Source organism: Shewanella sp. FeAMO (assembly GCF_053653955.1).
In genome coordinates this window covers 4,903,772-4,922,500 of sequence record NZ_CM132201.1, presented here as the reverse complement: position 1 = coordinate 4,922,500, position 18,729 = coordinate 4,903,772, and the positions used below count along the sequence as shown (strand labels likewise).

General features: G+C 49.5%; 13 protein-coding genes, 1 tRNA gene and 2 rRNA genes (1 of these 16 running past the window's edge). 6 read left to right on the top strand and 10 right to left on the bottom strand.

Annotated features, from left to right (window positions below):
- The 3 genes from ACWAU4_RS22055 to rrf form a co-directional block, all read left to right on the top strand.
- Positions 1–2,218 (top strand): 23S ribosomal RNA (locus tag ACWAU4_RS22055) (it extends 675 nt beyond the left edge of the window).
- 90 nt (positions 2,219–2,308) lie between these two features.
- A tRNA-Val gene (locus tag ACWAU4_RS22050) sits at positions 2,309–2,384 on the top strand.
- A gap of 116 nt (positions 2,385–2,500) precedes the next feature.
- Positions 2,501–2,616, top strand: a 5S ribosomal RNA gene (gene rrf, locus ACWAU4_RS22045).
- Positions 2,617–2,845: 229 nt separating this feature from the next.
- On the opposite strand, the gene ACWAU4_RS22040 is transcribed toward rrf, so the two are convergent.
- A complete protein-coding gene (locus ACWAU4_RS22040; RefSeq protein WP_208125326.1) occupies positions 2,846–3,817 on the bottom strand; it encodes an IS110 family RNA-guided transposase in 972 nt (323 codons plus the stop codon).
- A gap of 220 nt (positions 3,818–4,037) precedes the next feature.
- Positions 4,038–5,231: an ISL3 family transposase gene (locus ACWAU4_RS22035; protein WP_208125318.1), complete on the bottom strand. Its 1,194-nt coding sequence runs from the start codon at positions 5,229–5,231 to the stop codon at positions 4,038–4,040.
- Positions 5,232–5,903: 672 nt separating this feature from the next.
- On the opposite strand from ACWAU4_RS22035, the gene ACWAU4_RS22030 reads away from it, so the two are divergent.
- Positions 5,904–8,390 carry a putative bifunctional diguanylate cyclase/phosphodiesterase gene (locus tag ACWAU4_RS22030; protein ID WP_044736044.1) on the top strand — a complete coding sequence of 829 codons (2,487 nt, stop codon included), beginning with the start codon at positions 5,904–5,906 and terminating at the stop codon, positions 8,388–8,390.
- On the opposite strand, the gene ACWAU4_RS22025 is transcribed toward ACWAU4_RS22030, so the two are convergent.
- Together ACWAU4_RS22025 and ACWAU4_RS22020 are read right to left on the bottom strand one after the other, a co-directional pair.
- On the bottom strand, positions 8,305–9,318 hold the full coding sequence (locus ACWAU4_RS22025; RefSeq protein WP_208125325.1) for an alpha/beta fold hydrolase: 1,014 nt from the start codon (positions 9,316–9,318) through the stop codon (positions 8,305–8,307). The two genes, ACWAU4_RS22030 and ACWAU4_RS22025, sit on opposite strands and share 86 nt — an antisense overlap.
- 67 nt (positions 9,319–9,385) lie before the next feature.
- On the bottom strand, positions 9,386–11,164 hold the full coding sequence (locus ACWAU4_RS22020) for a DUF885 domain-containing protein (protein WP_208125324.1): 1,779 nt from the start codon (positions 11,162–11,164) through the stop codon (positions 9,386–9,388).
- 198 nt (positions 11,165–11,362) lie between these two features.
- Here ACWAU4_RS22020 and add point away from each other — a divergent pair, with 198 nt between their 5' ends.
- Entirely contained in the window at positions 11,363–12,358 is a 996-nt protein-coding gene (add, locus tag ACWAU4_RS22015) for an adenosine deaminase (protein ID WP_208125323.1), read from the top strand.
- Between the two features lie 64 nt (positions 12,359–12,422).
- Here add and hemN read toward each other — a convergent pair whose 3' ends face one another.
- The 6 genes from hemN to ACWAU4_RS21985 all read right to left on the bottom strand — a co-directional run bounded on the left by hemN (position 12,423) and on the right by ACWAU4_RS21985 (position 17,267).
- A complete protein-coding gene (gene hemN, locus ACWAU4_RS22010) occupies positions 12,423–13,799 on the bottom strand; it encodes an oxygen-independent coproporphyrinogen III oxidase (protein ID WP_264920604.1) in 1,377 nt (458 codons plus the stop codon).
- Between the two features lie 349 nt (positions 13,800–14,148).
- On the bottom strand, positions 14,149–14,616 hold the full coding sequence (locus ACWAU4_RS22005; RefSeq protein ID WP_025009062.1) for a DUF2489 domain-containing protein: 468 nt from the start codon (positions 14,614–14,616) through the stop codon (positions 14,149–14,151).
- Between the two features lie 11 nt (positions 14,617–14,627).
- Entirely contained in the window at positions 14,628–15,152 is a 525-nt protein-coding gene (yihI, locus tag ACWAU4_RS22000; protein ID WP_447078925.1) for a Der GTPase-activating protein YihI, read from the bottom strand.
- Between the two features lie 47 nt (positions 15,153–15,199).
- Complete coding sequence (locus ACWAU4_RS21995) at positions 15,200–15,886, bottom strand: methyltransferase domain-containing protein (RefSeq protein WP_071238779.1); 687 nt, start codon at positions 15,884–15,886, stop codon at positions 15,200–15,202.
- A 107-nt stretch (positions 15,887–15,993) separates the two neighbouring features.
- Positions 15,994–16,248: a hypothetical protein gene (locus ACWAU4_RS21990; protein ID WP_025009065.1), complete on the bottom strand. Its 255-nt coding sequence runs from the start codon at positions 16,246–16,248 to the stop codon at positions 15,994–15,996.
- 398 nt (positions 16,249–16,646) lie between these two features.
- Complete coding sequence (locus tag ACWAU4_RS21985) at positions 16,647–17,267, bottom strand: c-type cytochrome (protein WP_025009066.1); 621 nt, start codon at positions 17,265–17,267, stop codon at positions 16,647–16,649.
- A 169-nt stretch (positions 17,268–17,436) separates the two neighbouring features.
- Between ACWAU4_RS21985 and yihA the strand changes: the two genes are divergently transcribed.
- Positions 17,437–18,087 (top strand): ribosome biogenesis GTP-binding protein YihA/YsxC, encoded by a 651-nt coding sequence (gene yihA / locus ACWAU4_RS21980; RefSeq protein ID WP_025009067.1) that lies wholly within the window; start codon positions 17,437–17,439, stop codon positions 18,085–18,087.
- The last annotated feature ends 642 nt before the right edge of the window (positions 18,088–18,729 follow it).

Here is an 18,729-nt window from a genome sequence, read left to right as displayed (position 1 = left end):
TCTAGCCATGGGCAGGTTGAAGGTTGAGTAACATCAACTGGAGGACCGAACCGACTAATGTTGAAAAATTAGCGGATGACTTGTGGCTGGGGGTGAAAGGCCAATCAAACCGGGAGATATCTGGTTCTCCTCGAAAGCTATTTAGGTAGCGCCTCGGACGAACACCTTTGGGGGTAGAGCACTGTTAAGGCTAGGGGGTCATCCCGACTTACCAACCCTTTGCAAACTCCGAATACCAAAGAGTGCTATCCGGGAGACAGACGGCGGGTGCTAACGTCCGTCGTCAAAAGGGAAACAACCCAGACCGTCAGCTAAGGTCCCAAAGTAATTGCTAAGTGGGAAACGATGTGGGAAGGCTTAGACAGCTAGGATGTTGGCTTAGAAGCAGCCATCATTTAAAGAAAGCGTAATAGCTCACTAGTCGAGTCGGCCTGCGCGGAAGATGTAACGGGGCTAAGCAATTCACCGAAGCTACGGGTACTGATGCTTGCATCAGTGCGGTAGAGGAGCGTTCTGTAAGCCGTTGAAGGCGAAGGGGTAACCCACGCTGGAGGTATCAGAAGTGCGAATGCTGACATGAGTAACGATAAAGGGGGTGAAAAACCCCCTCGCCGAAAGACCAAGGGTTCCTGTCCAACGTTAATCGGGGCAGGGTGAGTCGACCCCTAAGGCGAGGCTGAAAGGCGTAGTCGATGGGAAACGGGTTAATATTCCCGTACTTCTGCTAACTGCGATGGAGAGACGGAGAAGGCTAGGCCGGCGCGGCGTTGGTTGTCCGCGTTTAAGGTAGTAGGTGGTGTGCTTAGGCAAATCCGGGCACACATACACTGAGAGCTGACGACGAGTCCCTACGGGGATGAAGTGGTTGATGCCATGCTTCCAGGAAAATCTTCTAAGCTTCAGGTTAGCAGGAATCGTACCCCAAACCGACACAGGTGGTCGGGTAGAGAATACCAAGGCGCTTGAGAGAACTCGGCTGAAGGAACTAGGCAAAATGGTACCGTAACTTCGGGAGAAGGTACGCTCCTGTTGGTGATGAGACTTGCTCTCTGAGCTGACGGGAGTCGCAGATACCAGGTGGCTGCAACTGTTTATCAAAAACACAGCACTGTGCAAAATCGCAAGATGACGTATACGGTGTGACGCCTGCCCGGTGCCGGAAGGTTAATTGATTGGGTTATCTTCGGAGAAGCTCATGATCGAAGCCCCGGTAAACGGCGGCCGTAACTATAACGGTCCTAAGGTAGCGAAATTCCTTGTCGGGTAAGTTCCGACCTGCACGAATGGCGTAATGATGGCCACGCTGTCTCCAGCCGAGACTCAGTGAAGTTGAAATTGCGGTGAAGATGCCGTATACCCGCGGCTAGACGGAAAGACCCCGTGAACCTTTACTATAGCTTGGCACTGAACATTGACCCTACATGTGTAGGATAGGTGGGAGACTATGAAGATGAGACGCCAGTCTTGTTGGAGTCAACCTTGAAATACCACCCTTGTAGTGTTGATGTTCTAACCTGGGCCCCTAATCGGGGTTAGGGACAGTGCCTGGTGGGTAGTTTGACTGGGGCGGTCTCCTCCCAAAGAGTAACGGAGGAGCACGAAGGTTGGCTAAGTACGGTCGGACATCGTACGGTTAGTGTAATGGCATAAGCCAGCTTAACTGCGAGACAGACACGTCGAGCAGGTGCGAAAGCAGGTCATAGTGATCCGGTGGTTCTGAATGGAAGGGCCATCGCTCAACGGATAAAAGGTACTCCGGGGATAACAGGCTGATACCGCCCAAGAGTTCATATCGACGGCGGTGTTTGGCACCTCGATGTCGGCTCATCACATCCTGGGGCTGAAGTCGGTCCCAAGGGTATGGCTGTTCGCCATTTAAAGTGGTACGCGAGCTGGGTTCAGAACGTCGTGAGACAGTTCGGTCCCTATCTGCCGTGGGCGTTGGATGATTGAGGGGAGCTGCTCCTAGTACGAGAGGACCGGAGTGGACGAACCGCTGGTGTTCGGGTTGTCATGCCAATGGCATTGCCCGGTAGCTACGTTCGGAATCGATAACCGCTGAAAGCATCTAAGCGGGAAGCGAGCCCCAAGATGAGTCATCCCTAGGGCCTGGAGCCCTCTGAAGAGCCGTTCGAGACCAGGACGTTGATAGGCAGGGTGTGTAAGCGTTGCGAGGCGTTGAGCTAACCTGTACTAATGACTCGAGAGGCTTAACCATACAACCCAGATGGGTTTTACGGACTTGAAGAAGTCGATACTTGATTGAAGTTTGAACTCAGGCTCTGAAAAGAGCACAGCCAAGAATACCGGTCGCTTAGCTCAGCCGGGAGAGCACCTCCCTTACAAGGAGGGGGTCACTGGTTCGATCCCAGTAGCGACCACCATATTTCAAAGCAACAGCTTTCTGAATTTAGGAATGAATTTATCAAATACATCCTTGTATTTGACCATAGCGGGCCGCGCTAAAGCGCGTTTAAAATTTGTTCCGTACAATTTTATGTCTGGTGACAATAGCATTGTGGTCCCACCTGATCCCATCCCGAACTCAGAAGTGAAACGCAATCGCGCCGATGGTAGTGTGGGGTCTCCCCATGTGAGAGTAGGTCATCGCCAGACGCCTAATAAAACGATGGATCCCCAGCACTTTGTGTTGGGGATTTTTCGTTTTAATTGCATTTTGAAATGTCCACTCTCACATGGGGAAGATAAAGAGTCCGAACGCAGTGAGGCACAATCCCATGTGGAGTAGGGTGAGGTTGTCGCGTTTATCAAACTCAGTTTGATGCGACAGACGAACGCGGAGAGCTTGCTCGAAGCTGGCCATCGCCAGACGCCTAACAAACGACTATGGCGTCAATCCTTTATTTTGGGCGATGTTTTGGTCCCACATGATGCCATCTCGAAGCATAGAGTTTAGGATGACCACCATCTTGCGAACGCAGGCAATAATCGCCACTTTCTTTGGTTTTCCAGCTTCGAGTAATCGAGCGTAAGTGTCCTTGAAAACAGGATTACATTGCATGGCTGACATCATGGCCATGTACAAAACGGTTCTCACCTGTGCGCGGCCTCCTTGGATGACTCGTTTCCCTTTGTAGCGTCCGCTTTCACGTGTAATAGGGGCGACGCCGATGAGTGAAGCCGCTTGCTTGTTGGTAATGTAGCCTAACTCAGGCACATTGCTGATGATAGACGCAGCGGCGATATTGCCGATACCAGGTACACTTTGTAAGAGGGTATTTTTAGTTTGGTATTCGGGGCAATCTTCGATGAGTTTGACAAGCTTATTTTCAATCTTTGAGACCTGATTTTTTATCGCAGTCAGGATGGGTGTCATTGTCGAATGTAGGTGCTTAGGCAAAATTTGAATACGATTTTTCTCCATGGTCTGCATCGCGAGCAGCTGATTGCGGCGAATTACTAAGTCACTCATTAAACGTATGTTCTTAGCCTTTATGACCGTCAAATCAGGTTTAATGGCTTCACCATAATGGGCGATAAGCTGTGCATCTAAGCGGTCATTTTTGGCTCTACGACCAATAGCACCGGCAAAGCGTTTGATATGAACAGGATTGGCACGAACAATAGGCAACTTGGCCTCGGTACACGCTAACACGAAGGGCATTTCTAGGCGCCCAGTCGCTTCGATAACGATACGCTGTGGGTTGTGTTTTTTGATAGTAGCTAAGGCTTGTTTGATACCCTTTTCGTTGTTTGGCACGGTAAAAAAGACATCGAATGGACGGATGTAAATGTCGAGCTGTGATTTGCCGGTATCAACACCAATATTAATGTTTTGAAGTGCGTTTGTATTCATAATAAGCTAACTCTTGCTTGCGAAATGCGGGTTCGAGACCCAGTCGACTATTCGAGGTTTATGCTTGGAGTCCTATGAGGCGTTCATGTTTGTTATCGGTCTCTCGACAGAGGAGCCAGCATTCAACCGAACTGCCACATAGAAAGCTTTAGTTGCCGCTAAAGCCTGGGTCTCACTTTACCCTTTTGGCTTGGTTATTATCCATACAAACAAAAAAGGTTCATCGCGGATCTCCGGGGAATGCCTCTCTGACTTTCAGAAAGAAGTATTCGGTATCCCGGTAGCCATAGCCCATTCGCTTCAGCAGTTTGATTTTGTTGTTCATCCCTTCCAGTCGGCAGGTGTGCAACGGATGAACCGCTGAAGCAACTATGCCATGAAGATAGTTTTTAAGACGCTGGCCAAATTGGAGTAGTGGCCTGATACCGCTCTCTCTGACTTGTTGCCACCAGAGGTTCCATTGAGCCGTGGCTTCGGCTTCATCTGTGCAGTACCACATCTCCTTGAGTTGCTCCCTGAGCAGGTAAACCGTCATTAAGCTTTTGTTCGACTCCAACAGCTCGTTGAGATACCCCGCCTGTTTGTCTGTCAAATTATCTCTGTTTTTGAGTAAGACCCAACGCCCCCGTTTCACCCGTTTGCGGGCCGGTTTGTCATGCTTGAGTTGATTAGCCTGGTCAACCCTGACTCGGTCGATGACTTCACGGCCATACTTGGCAACAACATGAAACAAGTCGTAGACCACTTTGGCTTGGGGACAGTGCATCTGTACCTCCAGGTCAAAGGCAGTATTCATATCCATAGCAACGGCTTCAATCTGTTGGCAGTACTGACCCAACTTAACGAAAAACGGCCGGATAGCTTCTCTACTGCGGCCTTCACCTATCCAAAGGACTTGATGGGTATCCGCATCGGCCACCACGGTGGCGTAACGATGGCCTTTGAACAGGGCAAACTCGTCCATGACCAGGCGTTTGACACGACTCCAATCAGGCTCTGTGACCTCTCTTGCCAGCCGACGTTTGTCGATAGTCTTGATGGTATGCCAGTGCAGGCCAAGGAGTTGCGAAATATGTTTAATCGGCAAGAGCTTGAGTAGCGCCTCGACATGCTCAATGAGCAGTGTGGTCTGGCGAGCATAGGGCTTTAACCAGCTGATATGCTCCCGAACGATACCGCAATCAGGGCAAAGAATACGGCGGACGGGTAGCCGTAACTGAACCTGAAACGCCAGTATAGTCCGTTCCGATACGCTGCGAAGTGAAGCGTCGTGAACAGCCTTAGCCGGTTTGCCGCAAGCACAGTGGCCGTTATCAATCGGCTTTAGGTGGATGATGAGGGTTTGTTGATTTTGCTCGGTATGGACGGCTTCAAAGCCTTCCCAGAGCGCAATGGGGAAGGTAATATTCGACATTGAGAACGGTTGGGGTTGGTCATTGTTTTTGTTTGGCGACTAAACAATAACTCTCCAACCGTTTTCATTTCCAGTCCACGCTAATCTGCGATGAACCACAGAAAAGCCCTAGCATTCAGCTAGGGCTTTTCTGTTTGTCTCGCTTCCAGCGAGAACGACTTAACATGCAGCCCAAAGCTGCTTACGCAGTGCGGGCCCCTCAGCTCGCAGCCAAGCTGCTTCGCGCTACAGCCATCCATCAAGCTGTGCTTGATGAGCAGATGTCTTTCGCCCCCATGTAAGATGGTGCTGTGGAGATATTGAGAATGGCTTGACTGGTTTGTCTGGTCAGATTTATCCAGTCTCTGGAGCACAGAGATTTCACCCAACCGGTATCCTCAATAAAGGTACTCGTGGCTTCTTTGGGTTTGGAACCTATGGATTTTGCTTAGCCCCACCCCATTCATCCTGCTCGTGATATCTACTACCCCTTATTCAGGCGAAAGCTGCTTTGGATTGTTTGCCCTTAGCATTCCCTGGTTGTTTAAGCTTCCTACCTGCATTACCTGGCAGCGTCTTTGAGCACGAAAACAATTTTGAAGTTAGACTCTTTGCCTGTAAGTTAATTTGCCGTTAGCATTAAGCGTTATGTGTGCCTTCTTGTCATGAGCATCAAGGATTTCATTTGTGAAGATGCCAAGGCCTGCCATGGCCTATGTTGTTCCTTTTTGTGTATTTTTTATTTATCTCTGTCTTGTTGCCGGGGAGTATTTCTATGAGCGTCAATCACTGGAGTCTGAGGCTGCTTCGGTTCAGATAGAACAGCTCAAGAAAGAGCTGTTCAGGATGCAGCATCTTGTTGAGAAGGCTGTAGGTAACCACAATCTGGATAGCGTGGCTGAAGAAATATCTCTGGCGGCAACCGACTTCAATATAATGGTGTATATCCTGCTTGATGACACCAGCCTTATTCGCCACGCCAATCATGTAGTCTGGCGCGACAGCCGGGCTTTGCAGGTTATCGATGGCTATTCTATGGAACTGCAGCGGCAAGTGGTCAACTCAGGTAAACCCTTGATATTTGCCAATCCGGATCGACTATCGATACAAGCCTATTACCCTATTGCAGGAGAAGCACCCGTGGGCTTTGGTGAAAAGGTCGAGCTAATCTACCTGGAATATGATTTGTCACCGGCAATGGCTAAGGTGACAGATGCTCTTAATGTACGGTTTATGCGGGTTTGGGGCTTGGGAGCCTTGTTCGTTTTGGGCTTTATGCTGGTGTTGCACTTTATGCTGATCCGCCCTTTAAGAAGCCTGGTTTGGCAGGCCCGGAAAGGTGAGAGCAGCTCTTTTCATATAGATAGTCCGTGGCTTTTCAGCGAAATACGGGTGCTGCAGGATTATTTACATCAGAGTCAACAGAAGTTGCAGCGAACCCTGAAACAATTGAGAGACAATGAACAACGCTGGTTATTTGCGGTGGAAGGAACCCGCAATGGGATCTGGGATTGGAACATCGCCAGCGGCGAAGTTTTTCTGTCGGACCGCTGGAAAGAGATGATAGGTTATGGCCCTCATGAGCTTGAAGGGCTTTATTCTACTTGGGAAAGTCGACTTCATCCCGATGATAGAGAGGCGGTGCTGTCGTCTCTACAGGCCTACCTCAATGGTGAAACCGAGGCGTTTGAGAGTGTTCACCGTCTGCGCCATAAAGAGGGGCACTATATCTGGGTGCTGGACAGGGGAATGCTGGTTGAATGGGATGAGCAGGGGCGCCCTTGCCGGATTATCGGTACCCATGCTGATGTGTCGGATGATGTACGTAATCAGCAAGCTCTGGCCCATTTAGCCAATCATGATGCATTGACTAACTTGGCTAACCGTCGCGCCTTGATGGACGCCTTGTATGAGCAGCAAAAGCACTGTCACAACAGCTTGCAGTGCGCAGCGCTGTTTCTTATCGACTTGGATAATTTCAAAACCATTAATGACACTCTAGGGCATCACTTGGGAGATCGGCTGTTGATACAGCTGGCCGCTCGTTTCTCGGGCTATTTTACTGCCAATACTTTGGTTGCCAGGTTAGGGGGAGATGAGTTCGTTATCCTGGCAAAAGACCTGACCCAAGACAAAACCACAGCGGCAAGGCGGGCCTTGGCGTTGGCCAGTGAGATCAGGCTGTTGGTTGCCAGACCCTTTAATATCAGTGACAAGCAGCTGCATGTGTCTGCCAGCATTGGTGTCTGCCTGTTCGATGAGCAGGATGATATTGATGCCGAGGAGCTTTTGAAGCGAGCCGATATGGCTATGTTCCAGGCCAAGGAAGGCGGAAGAGATAACTGCATGATCTACAACTCCGAGATGGAGGTTAAGGCTCACCAGAATCTGCTGATCCAGAATGAGTTGCGCTATGCCATCGAGCGGCAACAACTCTCTTTGGTTTATCAGCCAATAGTCGATTCCCAGGGGCAATTGACAGGGGCAGAGGCGTTATTACGCTGGCAACATCCGCAACAGGGGAATATTTCGCCGGCGGACTTCATTCCCATTGCGGAAGGCAGCGGCCTTATCAGTGAGATTGGCCATTGGGTCATTCTTGAAGTTTGTCGCTTCATTCGTGAGCAGCAGGCCAAAGGTATAAAGGTGCCCAAAATTGCCATTAACCTCAGTGCCAGGCAGTTTAACCAGCCTGAGTTTGTGGAGCGCCTGATCGCCTTGTTGAAGGCCCAGGGGATTGCTACGGATGCATTGGAGCTGGAGTTGACTGAGTACGCCCTGTTGACCAACTTGTGCATCATGAATACCCGAATCGATCTGTTGAAGAAGGCTGGGATATCTGTGGCGATAGATGACTTTGGCACAGGTTACAGCTCGTTGAGTTATTTACAGAACCTGCCTCTATCCAGATTGAAGATAGATGCCTCTTTTGTGCAGAAGATAGGCTCGGGGCGTAGTGCGGATGCTATAGTCAGGGCCATAGTCGAAATGGCCCACAGCCTGGAGCTGAAAGTGGTTGCAGAAGGGGTTGAAACGGCTCAGCAAAGAGCCTTTTTGAACCAGCTCGGCTGTGACAGCTTCCAGGGATATCTGTTCAGTCAGCCTCTGTCTGAGACTGAGTTCGCGACTCTGTTGCATGCGCCGAAGCATGAGTTACCGTGTGCTGCGCCAGGAAGTTGAAAATAATACTCAGCACCTGCTCACGTATTGCATCGATTTCAATAAAGAGTTCATGTCTGGCTCCCATGATCTTTTCCAGTATTACCTCTGGGCCAATTGCAGCGATTTGCGCCTGGTTATCGACGATAGTGTCCTGCTCAGCTTGTAGAATGAGGATCGGGACCTTGGACTCCCTGGCTGCTATGATGGTCTTCTCGCAAGCATCCAATGCTTCTATCAACCACTGATTGGTGGGCGAGCCCAGTTGGATCTCAGGACGTTGTCGGCATAAATCCAGTAAGGCCTGATACCGGCTTTCGCTGTGGGTCAATTGATTATCTTTAAACTCGAGTGGACGATAATCATGGCCGGATAACACGTAGTTGGGCTCGGTATGCGGGCCATAACTATTGAGTTTCCCCGCCAACCAACGTACAAAGTTGCGCGGCATTGGCAAACGGATCCCATACATGGGGGCAGAGAAGGCCGCGGCAGTAAATCTCTGGGGATATTGCTGCAAGTACAGAGTCCCTATTGCCCCTCCCATGGAGTGGCCTACCAGAAAATACTGTTCATATTGGTTTGAAACTACTACTTGCTCAACGAAACAGTGCAAGTGATCAACATAGTCCTGAAACTTATCTATGTGCCCTTGGTGAGGATTGGCGGTTAGCCTGCTGGATAGCCCTTGTCCAATATGATCCAAGGCGTAGACACTAAAACCTTGCTGATAGAAGTCATGGATCAGCTCCCGATACTTGAGATAACTCTCAACCCGGCCATTACTGATGACGACGGCCTGTTTCGCCTTTGGGTGGCAAATATAGCCGTAGGCCAGCTCTTTACCGAATCCCACTGCCAGCTTGGCATGGGTGACACCTTGCCAGAAAGTCTCCAATTGAGACTGGGTTGAAGCGGGTTCTGCGTTGCGGGCCTGGGTCGTTACCATCCAATATTTCCTGATCTAAAAAAGCCAGTGCTCAAAGGCACTGGCCGAGTGTATCAGAAACATGGCTTCATTGCTGTGAGGCGATAAAATCGGCTATCTGTTGTTCCAGCACAGACATGGGCACTGAGCCCTGTGCCAAAACTGCATCGTGGAATTGGCGGATGTCGAACTTTTCCCCCAGGGCATCTTCTGCTTGCTTTCGCAGACGTTTGATAGTCAGCTCGCCAATCTTGTAGGCCAGCGCCTGCCCAGGCCAGGAGATATATCTGTCTATCTCTGTGGTGACATTGTGCAGCGACAGAGCCGTATTGCCGGCCATAAAGTCTATTGCCTGCTGACGGCTCCAGCCTTGGGTGTGCATGCCTGTATCGACAACCAAGCGAGCGGCGCGCCACATCTCGTAAGTCAGGCGTCCAAAGTTGCTGTAGGGATCCTGATAAAAACCCCCTTCCAGCCCCAAATATTCACTGTATAGTCCCCATCCCTCGCCAAAGGCCGAGATATAGCTGTAGCGGCGAAAATCGGGCAGTTGCTCCAACTCCTGATTGAGGGAAATCTGCAGGTGGTGACCCGGAACAGCCTCATGCAGGGTGAGTGCTTCCAATTCATAGAGAGGTCGCTTATCCAAGGCATATGTGTTCACCCAATAAAAACCCGCCACAGTCTCCGAGTTGGAGCCGGAATAGCGCCCGGTTGTATATTTGGGGGCAATTTCTGCCGGTACAGGGGCTACGCCATAGGGTTTGCGTGGCAGCTTGCCAAAATAACGTGGCAACATGGCGTCGGCTTTTTTGGCAATATAGGAGGCCTCTTTGAGCAGTTGCTCCGGCGTGTTCACATAAAAGCGTTTGTCGGTGCGCATAAAATGCAGAAACTCGGCAAAGCTGCCTTTAAAACCGGTTTGTTTGATGATCTGTTCCATCTCGGCGCGGATCCGTTTTACTTCACTCAGACCCAGTTGATGGACTTGCTCAGGCGTCATATCCAGAGTGGTGTAGTACTTGACCCTGTTTTCATAAAAGGCCCGACCATTGGGCAGAGCTGATGCGGCAATGCTCTGACGGGCGCCAGGGATATATTCCTCGGTCATAAAGTCGTAGAAGGCTTGATAACTCGGTAACACATGCTGCTCGACACTGACGTACCCGGCATGGCTCAGTTCCTGTTTAAGATTGGCAGAAAAGTGTTCTGGAAACGTCTCAAACGGCTTGAAATAGCTGCTTTGCTGTACTGGTACCATATAGGCCTGAATACTCTGTTCAAACCCTCTCAGCACAGATTGCGGCTGAGTGATGCCCTCGGCAAGCCCTTGGCGCATCCAGTGTATCTGTTGCTGGAAATAGCGCGGCAGAGATCGCAGCTTCTGCAGGTAATGACGGTAATCGGCTTCTGTCTTGAATGGCCCGGAGGCCATAGAAGCAATGTAAGCGTGGAAGCCACTCTCTGAGGTAATCGGCAGGTAATGGGCCTTGAACCTGAAGCTATCCACGCTCTCCTGCAATTGGTATTCGAGAATACTGGCATTGATGGCGGCTTCTTTGCTCAGCTGTTCTTTGGGTATGGCCTTTAGCCGTTGCAAAAGTGCTGAATTGGCCGCAGCATCGGCCGCCAGAGCTTCAGCTGACAAGTCTGCTAACTTACCCGCGGCCGAGCCATCGCCAAACTGGAAGGCCATCTGTGGGCTTTCTGCCAGCCTTTGCTGCCAGGCATCGGCTATTAACTGCTGGAGTTGGCTATCGGCTTGGGATAGTTGCTTGCCTATTTCTGGCGTGTTGGCTTCATGAGTAGGGTGTTGGCAGGCGCCCAAGAGTCCGGTGAGCAATAGGGGTAGCAGGAGTTTTTTCATTTGATTTTGTTCCTTTTTTATCCTTGAGAACGGATTATGCCTCAAGCTTGGTGGCAGCCCCAGCCATTCGAGCTCACCTTTTGGTAACAAAGCCTGTCTGCAGACTAAGAGGTGTTAACAAAAGGCGTGTTACACTTAAGCGTCCCCAGACCAAAAAATAACTAAATTGGCGGGGTAGTTCATACAGGGGTTATTTTTATGATTGATACTTCAATTCCGTTGGTCGATTTACATCGCCATCTGGACGGTAATGTCAGGGTTGAGACCATATGGGAACTGGGTCACCAACATGGCATTGCCTTGCCGGCGGCCTCGCTTGAGGCCTTGGCACCTTATGTACAGATCCAGGGTAAAGAATCCAGCCTGGTGGCTTTCTTGAAAAAGCTGGACTGGATGGTTGCCGTGCTGGCCGATTTGGATGCGGTAAAGCGGGTGACCTATGAAAATGTCGCCGATGCGGCATTGTCCGGGTTGGACTATGCCGAATTAAGGTTCAGCCCTTACTACATGGCAATGAATCACAAGCTGCCGATAGAAGGCGTGGTGGAAGCCGTTGTTGATGGTGTAAAAGCCGGGCTCAAGGACTATCAGGTTAAGATAAAACTGATAGGTATTCTGTCTCGCTCGTTTGGTCAGCAGGCTTGTACTCAGGAGTTGGATGGCTTGCTCGCGCACAGGGAGTCTCTGGTCGCGGTTGATTTGGCCGGTGATGAATTGGGTTTCCCCGGTGAGTTGTTTAACGAGCATTTCAAGCGGGTGCGTGATGCCGGACTTCAGATAACGGCTCACGCCGGAGAAGCCGCCGGTGCCCAAAGCATGTGGCAAGCCATCAAGGAGTTGGGGGCGACTCGCATAGGCCATGGGGTCAATGCTATTCATGATCCCAAATTGATGGAGTATCTGGTGGAACACAAGATAGGTATCGAGTCATGTCCCACCAGTAATCTACATACTTCCACTGTGAGCAGCTATCAAGAGCATCCGCTGCGAACCTTTATGGAAGCCGGTGTGCTGGTTGGCTTGAATACCGATGATCCAGGCGTCAGTGCCATAGATATCAAGCATGAATATCGTGTGGTTAAGCAGGAGATGGGCTTCACCGACGCTGAGTTGGCCAAGCTGCAGCGTAATGGCGTGGAGATGGCCTTCCTCTCAGACAGCGAGCGCCGGGAACTTTACGCCGCTAAAGCATAAAAGTTTGGTTAAGACACAAAAAAAGCCGATGAATGATTCATCGGCTTTTTTATTCTAGTCAGGGTTAAATTACCCGGGAGAACTGTTGCTGACGTGCCTTTTCTCGGAAGTAGACATCGAAACAGATACAGATATTACGGATCAACAGGCGCCCGGTTGGGCTGATGCTGATCTGACGGTTTTCAATGTTAACCAGTTTATCGTCGATAAAGGTTTGCAACAGCTTGAGATCTTCGGCGAAGTACTCTTCAAACTGGATCCCCAGTTGTTGCTCCATCTTGGTCATATCAAGCTCAAAGTGGCAGATAAGCTGTTTGATCACCGCGCGACGGATTTCATCATCACGATTGAGTTTACAGCCTTTCCACAGAGCGTGGCCCTGCTCATCTATGGCTTCATAGTAAGGGCGAATATCTTTCTGGTTCTGCGCATAACAGTCACCAATCTGACTGATGGACGACACCCCTAGTCCAAGGAGGTCACACTCTTCCTGGGTGGTATAGCCCTGGAAGTTACGGTGCAATCGGCCTTCTCTTTGCAGCTTGGCCAGCTCATCATCGGGTTTGGCGAAGTGATCCATGCCTATGTATTGATAGCCGGCGCCGGTCAGGGTCTTAATAGTCTGATGCAGCATGTCCAGCTTCTGTTGTGGGCTGGGCAGGTGCTCATCTTTGATTTTTCGCTGGGCCGCGAAGCGGGCCGGCAGGTGAGCATAGTTGAATACAGACAGACGGTCTGGAGACAGATCCAGAATTCGCTGAATGGTTTCGGCAAAGGTTTCCGGTGTTTGATGAGGCAAGCCGTAAATCAAATCGACATTGGTAGAGACAAAGCCCATCTCTTTGGCCTTTTTGATCAGCGCAAAAATGAAGTCTTCATCCTGTTCACGGTTAACTGCTACCTGAACCTCTTTATTGAAGTCCTGCACCCCAATGGATATACGGTTGAACCCTGCCTCTTTGAGGGCATCCAGCATAGACAGTTCGATTTCTCTAGGGTCGACTTCGATAGAGTATTCACCCTGTTCGGCAAAGTTGAAGTGACTCTTCAATAGTGACGATAACTTGATGATTTGCTCTGGGTTAAGGAAAGTCGGTGTGCCGCCGCCCCAGTGCATCTGAGTCACAGTGTAGTGCTTGAACAGAGGCGCCCGCTTGACGATCTCGGCTGCCAGGTACTCTATGTACTGATCGGCTTTGTGCTGATGCCGGGTGATTACCTTGTTACAGCCGCAGTAGTAGCACAGCTTGGCGCAGAAAGGGATATGGATATACAGAGACAGTTTGTCGCTTTTGCTGCCGGCTATGGCCGACAATAGATCGCCTTCGGTGAATGAGTCGTCAAACTCCAGCGCCGTTGGGTAGGAAGTATAACGGGGACCGCTGTAGTTATATTTCTCGATCATTGATTGATCCCAGCTGATATGAGTGGGCTGCTTCAAGGCGTGTCCTCCGACAGTAAATTAGCAATGAGCGAAGTATGCAGGGTTATAGCTCAAATAACCTTGATCCAGGTTGTAAAAATTACATGTACACAACCGGACGTTAGGGAATATCCATGAAAACGCTTTCGATGTCTGTTGTCTTATTGAGGTTTTGTGCACCGACTCACGCCGGGGAAGGGATTCAGCGGGTGCGATAGCTACTCGGCTGAATAGATAGAGGGTTATTAACCCACTATCTATTCAACTGACATGTTTGGGCCAAGAAGGCCATATGGGCAGAAGGTTTGAAGAGCGTTAGTGTAGAAAGCGCTGCCGACTGCTGAGAAGCAAGCCGGCAGTTGAAACCTTAGTGGGTTGGCTTTAGCTGAAACTCGGAGAGTTTCTTGGCATCGGCCAATATGCCTTGTTCCAGCTCGGCTTCAGACTTCATTCTGGCCAGGTCGAGCCGCATCCGTTCTTGCTTGGGTAACTGAGCCCTGGCCTCCAGAATTGGATGATCCTTGATGCGCTCAAAATGCATAAACACATCCGGGTAATCACCACTGACTCTCTCTGTCAGCGACAGCAGATCGAACAGTTTAACGATTCTGACCACTCCTTCAGACAACTCACAACGCTCTTCTGTCATTGCGGCAGCAATATAGCGAATATCGGCAAGCAGGGATGCCTGTTTAGCTTCCATAACCGCCTTTTGCTCAGCCATCGCTTGTTCTCTGGCTTGAGTTTGTTTCCTCAGACGCAGCAGCAACACTGTGGCATAGGCGCTGAGGCCTATGATGATCAACATGGCTAAGGTGATAAGGATAAACTGCATCCCGGCCTCCGTTAGTTGTCTTGGTATTGTTTCAGAAGCTCAGCACCGGATTCGAATTTCTCCAGCAATTCGTCATCGCTATGACCCTTGCTTGGGGCTTCATCGGCCTGAGCCAAATCGGTAATGCCAAGTTTTTCCATCAACTTCTCTATCTTGGCCAATTGCCGCTCCAGCCATTGCTGGTCATCGGCGGCCAGTTCCCGTCCTTCTTCCAGCTGATCCAGCAGCTTATTCAGGCGCGGATCTTCCTCCAGTTGCAGCAGCAACTGTTCATCGGTCAGTTTGGGTTGTTTGGGCTGTGCAACCCTTTCTTTGACTATATCCAGAGCGACAGGCTTTTTACTGCCAAGGCGGATATCCTGTTTGTCAGAGCCAGCCCGCTTTTGCCCCTTTGGAGCAGCAGGGTTTTGGCGACTGCCCGCCTTATTGCCTGAATCCTGCTTCTTACGGGCCGGAGCGCGCTCAGATTTCTTGGTTCTGGGGGCTAGTTTGGGGTTGTTCTCGCCGACTTTACGGGTCTTTTTACTACGGGACATAATTCTCTCGATAAAAAGTAGTTGGTTGCGTCCGAACCGTGCCGGGTTCAGTCTACAAGCGGCGGTTCTGCATCAAGGTCGCGTGTTATAGCAGATCCTGATGTTTTTTGCATCAAGATGAAGTCCTGCGCTGCAAATATTAGCTTAAATTTACCCTGAGATGCCAAGTAAGCAAAAGTCTGCTGCTGGTAGAAGCTAACATGAGTCGGATTGTTCTTGTAATGCCATTTGGCAAACGCCGTCAAAGATGTCAGTAGCGGAGTGGATATGGCCAGCCAACCCCCTGGTTTCAGCAGCGTTTCGATTAAGCTCCACTCTTTGGCAGGGGTTCTGAAGTGCTCGAACACCCGAAAACAACAGATAAAGTCATATTGGTGGTGTAGTAGCTGGTGGTCTGCCGCAAAAAAGGGATCGAATTGTTGTAAATGGTGACCGGCGTTGCTGATCTGCTGCAGTCCTTCTTCGCTTAGCACCCGGCCGAAGTTGAGACCAAATAGCGGCGCGGGTTGCAAAGATTGAAGTTGTTCCAACAAGGGGTGGATAAAGCGTGCCAACTGCTTTTGCTTTCCTGCCTGGCGGGCTCTGCCGTAACGCTGTTTCTCGGCATCGGGTAACAAATAACTGCTGGAATCTGCAAACAACAGCCGACATTCGGGACAGAGATAAAAACCTCGTTTCTTATCCTGAAAGCTGAGTTCAGCATGATCGTTATGACACAGTGGGCAACGACGCATGGACTAATTAATATCTGCTCAACGGTGGTTAATAAATTATGCCATAAAAAAAGGCGGCAGTATGGCTGCCGCCTTATGATGGTGCTAACTAACACCCTATTCTGATTTCAAGTTTCCTTACTTGCTATGCGACTTTCCCGGTCGATATCCTTCTTTTTTTGACAGCTTTCCCTGCAGCTTTTCTCGTTATCGGTCTTCCAGACACTTTCTTGGGTTTCCTGCAAATAGCGATGGCCAAATTGGCTCATCATTATCCAGTCGTCTTCTGTGACGCCTAACAGACCATCCTTGTCTACTAAGTACCTTCCAGTGATAACAAGCTTCCAGCCAGTGCATCCAAAGCGCGTTGCTTCCTGTGCCAATGTTTGAGTCCTGCAAACATCTTCCTGTTGGAGCAAGTTCCCCTGTTAATTCGTAAGGACAATGCTAAAAAGCGGTTTGGCAAAATCGCCGGTTCCTTACTTTTATTGACCTGGATTTCAAACTGAAATCTCGACTCGTTATTATTATTTGCGAGTGGTCTTAGTAGTCTTATTGTTATTGGATTGCTTTATTCTTATATCTTGAATGTAAATTATACCGAAACCTGAATGTTGTTGGTAAAGTTTTTATACAAACAGATGGGTTTATCTCGGTACGGGCACATTAAACCTAAATCTGTGATCTGTGTCAAGCATTAATATTTTCAGTTTACGTAAACGTAAACTTTATAGCTTAAGAAAAGGGTGAAACGTCACCCCTTTCCAAGCTACAGCAAAAATTACTTCAAGCTGGAGATGTACTTGGCCAGCGCTTCAATGTCTGCATCATTCAGCTTTTTAGCTGTGTCCTGCATCATTCCGTTTAAGTCGTTATGACGGCTCTGATCACGGAACTTATTCAACTGGATCTTGATGTAGTTGGCGTGCTGCCCAGCAACTGCCGGGAAACCGGCCAGTTCGCTGCCTTTGCCTTCAGGACCGTGACAAGCGGAACAAGCGGCTATGCCACGAGACATATCACCACCCTTGAACAGCTTCTCGCCGGCATCAGGAACATCCTTAACTTCAGCAACCTGCAATGTTTGGCTGGCAAAATAAGCTGCAACATCGGCAATATCCTGATCGCTCAAGGCTACCGCCATGCCGCCCATGATAGGATCCATACGGCCATCTTTGCCACCGGTTTGGGCTGCACTACGAAACTCCCGCAGCTGTTTTTGCAGATAGGTTGTGTGCTGACCAGCCAACTTGGGATACATGTCGATCATGCTGTTGCCATCAAGGCCATGGCAGGCAGAGCAGACAATGGCTTTGGTTTTTCCCGCTTCAGCATTACCTTCAGCAATCGCAGGTGAAGATATGGCGGCGACTACAGACAGCGCAAGGGCTAACTTTTTCATGGCGTTCCAACTTCTTTCGTTAAATTATTGTCCTGAGCTTACTAGGGTGACCCGCAAGCGTGGTAAAATACAAATAATGTGATCGGGCTAATATTTTACACGAAAACGTGGAAAAGTAAGCAAGTCTTCAATATTTATGCTATCACCCAGCAAAATTCCGGAGTCAGAAGTGACAGCAACTCGTATCGATTTTCGCAAGACAAAATTCCTTATCAGTGCGCCTGATATTGCCCATTTGGACAAGCACTTACCGGGCGACACCGGCGTGGAAATCGCCTTTGCCGGTCGCTCAAATGCCGGTAAATCAAGCGCTTTGAATGCTTTGACCGAGCAGAAAAACCTTGCAAGAACCAGTAAAACTCCAGGTCGTACTCAACTGATCAACGTGTTTGAGCTCGATGAGCAGCGCCGTTTGGTGGATTTACCCGGCTATGGTTTTGCTCAGGTACCACTGGCCATGAAGCTCAAATGGCAAGAGTCGCTGGGTGAGTATTTACAAAAGCGTGCCTGCCTGAGTGGTGTGGTGGTGCTGATGGATATTCGCCATCCGTTGAAAGACTTGGACTTGCAGATGATTGAATGGGCTGTTGCCAGTGAGATCCCTGTGCTGGCACTGCTGACCAAGGCTGATAAGCTGCCACAGAGTGCCAAGATGAAGACGGTTAATGAGGTACGTAAAGCGCTGGCTGACTTTGGTGATTGGGTCAGAGTCGAGCCTTTCTCATCACTTAAGGGAACCGGGAAACCTAAGGTTCTGGCGATTCTGGATGAGTGGTGCCATCCAGCCTGGTTGGAGCAAGAAGAGAACGAACAAGAGTGATGGACTCAAACTATGCAAACGGCAGCCATATAGGCTGCCGTTTTTGTATCTGCTGTGTGTGCCGGGAGAATTCAGGACAAAAAAAACCGGCGACTCAGTCACCGGTTAAATTAGCTCTTTTGGGGAGAAGCTAAAATTTCAACAAGACTCAAGTACCATCAAACTTGGACTTCGATGGCTCTCAATGGCGGTAGCATAACGCGAACTGAATCAGTTTTAAAGTAATTACTCTAAAAAATATTGCAGACGAAAAAAAGCCCCAGCAAATGATTGCTGGGGCGCCAGAATTTGGCTGATCACTAAAAGTGAAATAAAGGTCTGAAAGATAGAACATCTTAACCTCTGTACCCTACGCCGAGAATAATACTGTATTTATCTCTAATGGGAAAACTGTTTTTTCAAAAAGACGACAATAATGTGGAGTCGATCACAAGAATCGTTGGCTAGAAAAGCGCCTTTTGATCTTTAAATTACAAAAATGAGCTTAAAAAGCAGGCTTTTAGCGCTGGTTTGTCGATTTTTTGCCAAAAATTGTTGTTTTTAGTTCAGGTAGGGTAGCTAATGACGGGAGCAGATGCGGATAATCATAGCCTTGTGTTCAAAACACAAAAAAGCCATCCCGAAGGATGGCTCTTGATGGAA

What these genes read in the sequence shown, in the direction of transcription:
- ACWAU4_RS22040 (WP_208125326.1), bottom strand. Translation starts at nt 3,817, where the DNA reads ATGAATACAAACGCACTTCAAAACATTAATATTGGTGTTGATACCGGC.
- ACWAU4_RS22035 (WP_208125318.1), bottom strand. Translation starts at nt 5,231, where the DNA reads ATGTCGAATATTACCTTCCCCATTGCGCTCTGGGAAGGCTTTGAAGCC.
- ACWAU4_RS22030 (WP_044736044.1), top strand. Translation starts at nt 5,904, where the DNA reads ATGCCAAGGCCTGCCATGGCCTATGTTGTTCCTTTTTGTGTATTTTTT.
- ACWAU4_RS22025 (WP_208125325.1), bottom strand. Translation starts at nt 9,318, where the DNA reads ATGGTAACGACCCAGGCCCGCAACGCAGAACCCGCTTCAACCCAGTCT.
- ACWAU4_RS22020 (WP_208125324.1), bottom strand. Translation starts at nt 11,164, where the DNA reads ATGAAAAAACTCCTGCTACCCCTATTGCTCACCGGACTCTTGGGCGCC.
- add (WP_208125323.1), top strand. Translation starts at nt 11,363, where the DNA reads ATGATTGATACTTCAATTCCGTTGGTCGATTTACATCGCCATCTGGAC.
- ACWAU4_RS22005 (WP_025009062.1), bottom strand. Translation starts at nt 14,616, where the DNA reads ATGCAGTTTATCCTTATCACCTTAGCCATGTTGATCATCATAGGCCTC.
- yihI (WP_447078925.1), bottom strand. Translation starts at nt 15,152, where the DNA reads ATGTCCCGTAGTAAAAAGACCCGTAAAGTCGGCGAGAACAACCCCAAA.
- ACWAU4_RS21995 (WP_071238779.1), bottom strand. Translation starts at nt 15,886, where the DNA reads ATGCGTCGTTGCCCACTGTGTCATAACGATCATGCTGAACTCAGCTTT.
- ACWAU4_RS21985 (WP_025009066.1), bottom strand. Translation starts at nt 17,267, where the DNA reads ATGAAAAAGTTAGCCCTTGCGCTGTCTGTAGTCGCCGCCATATCTTCA.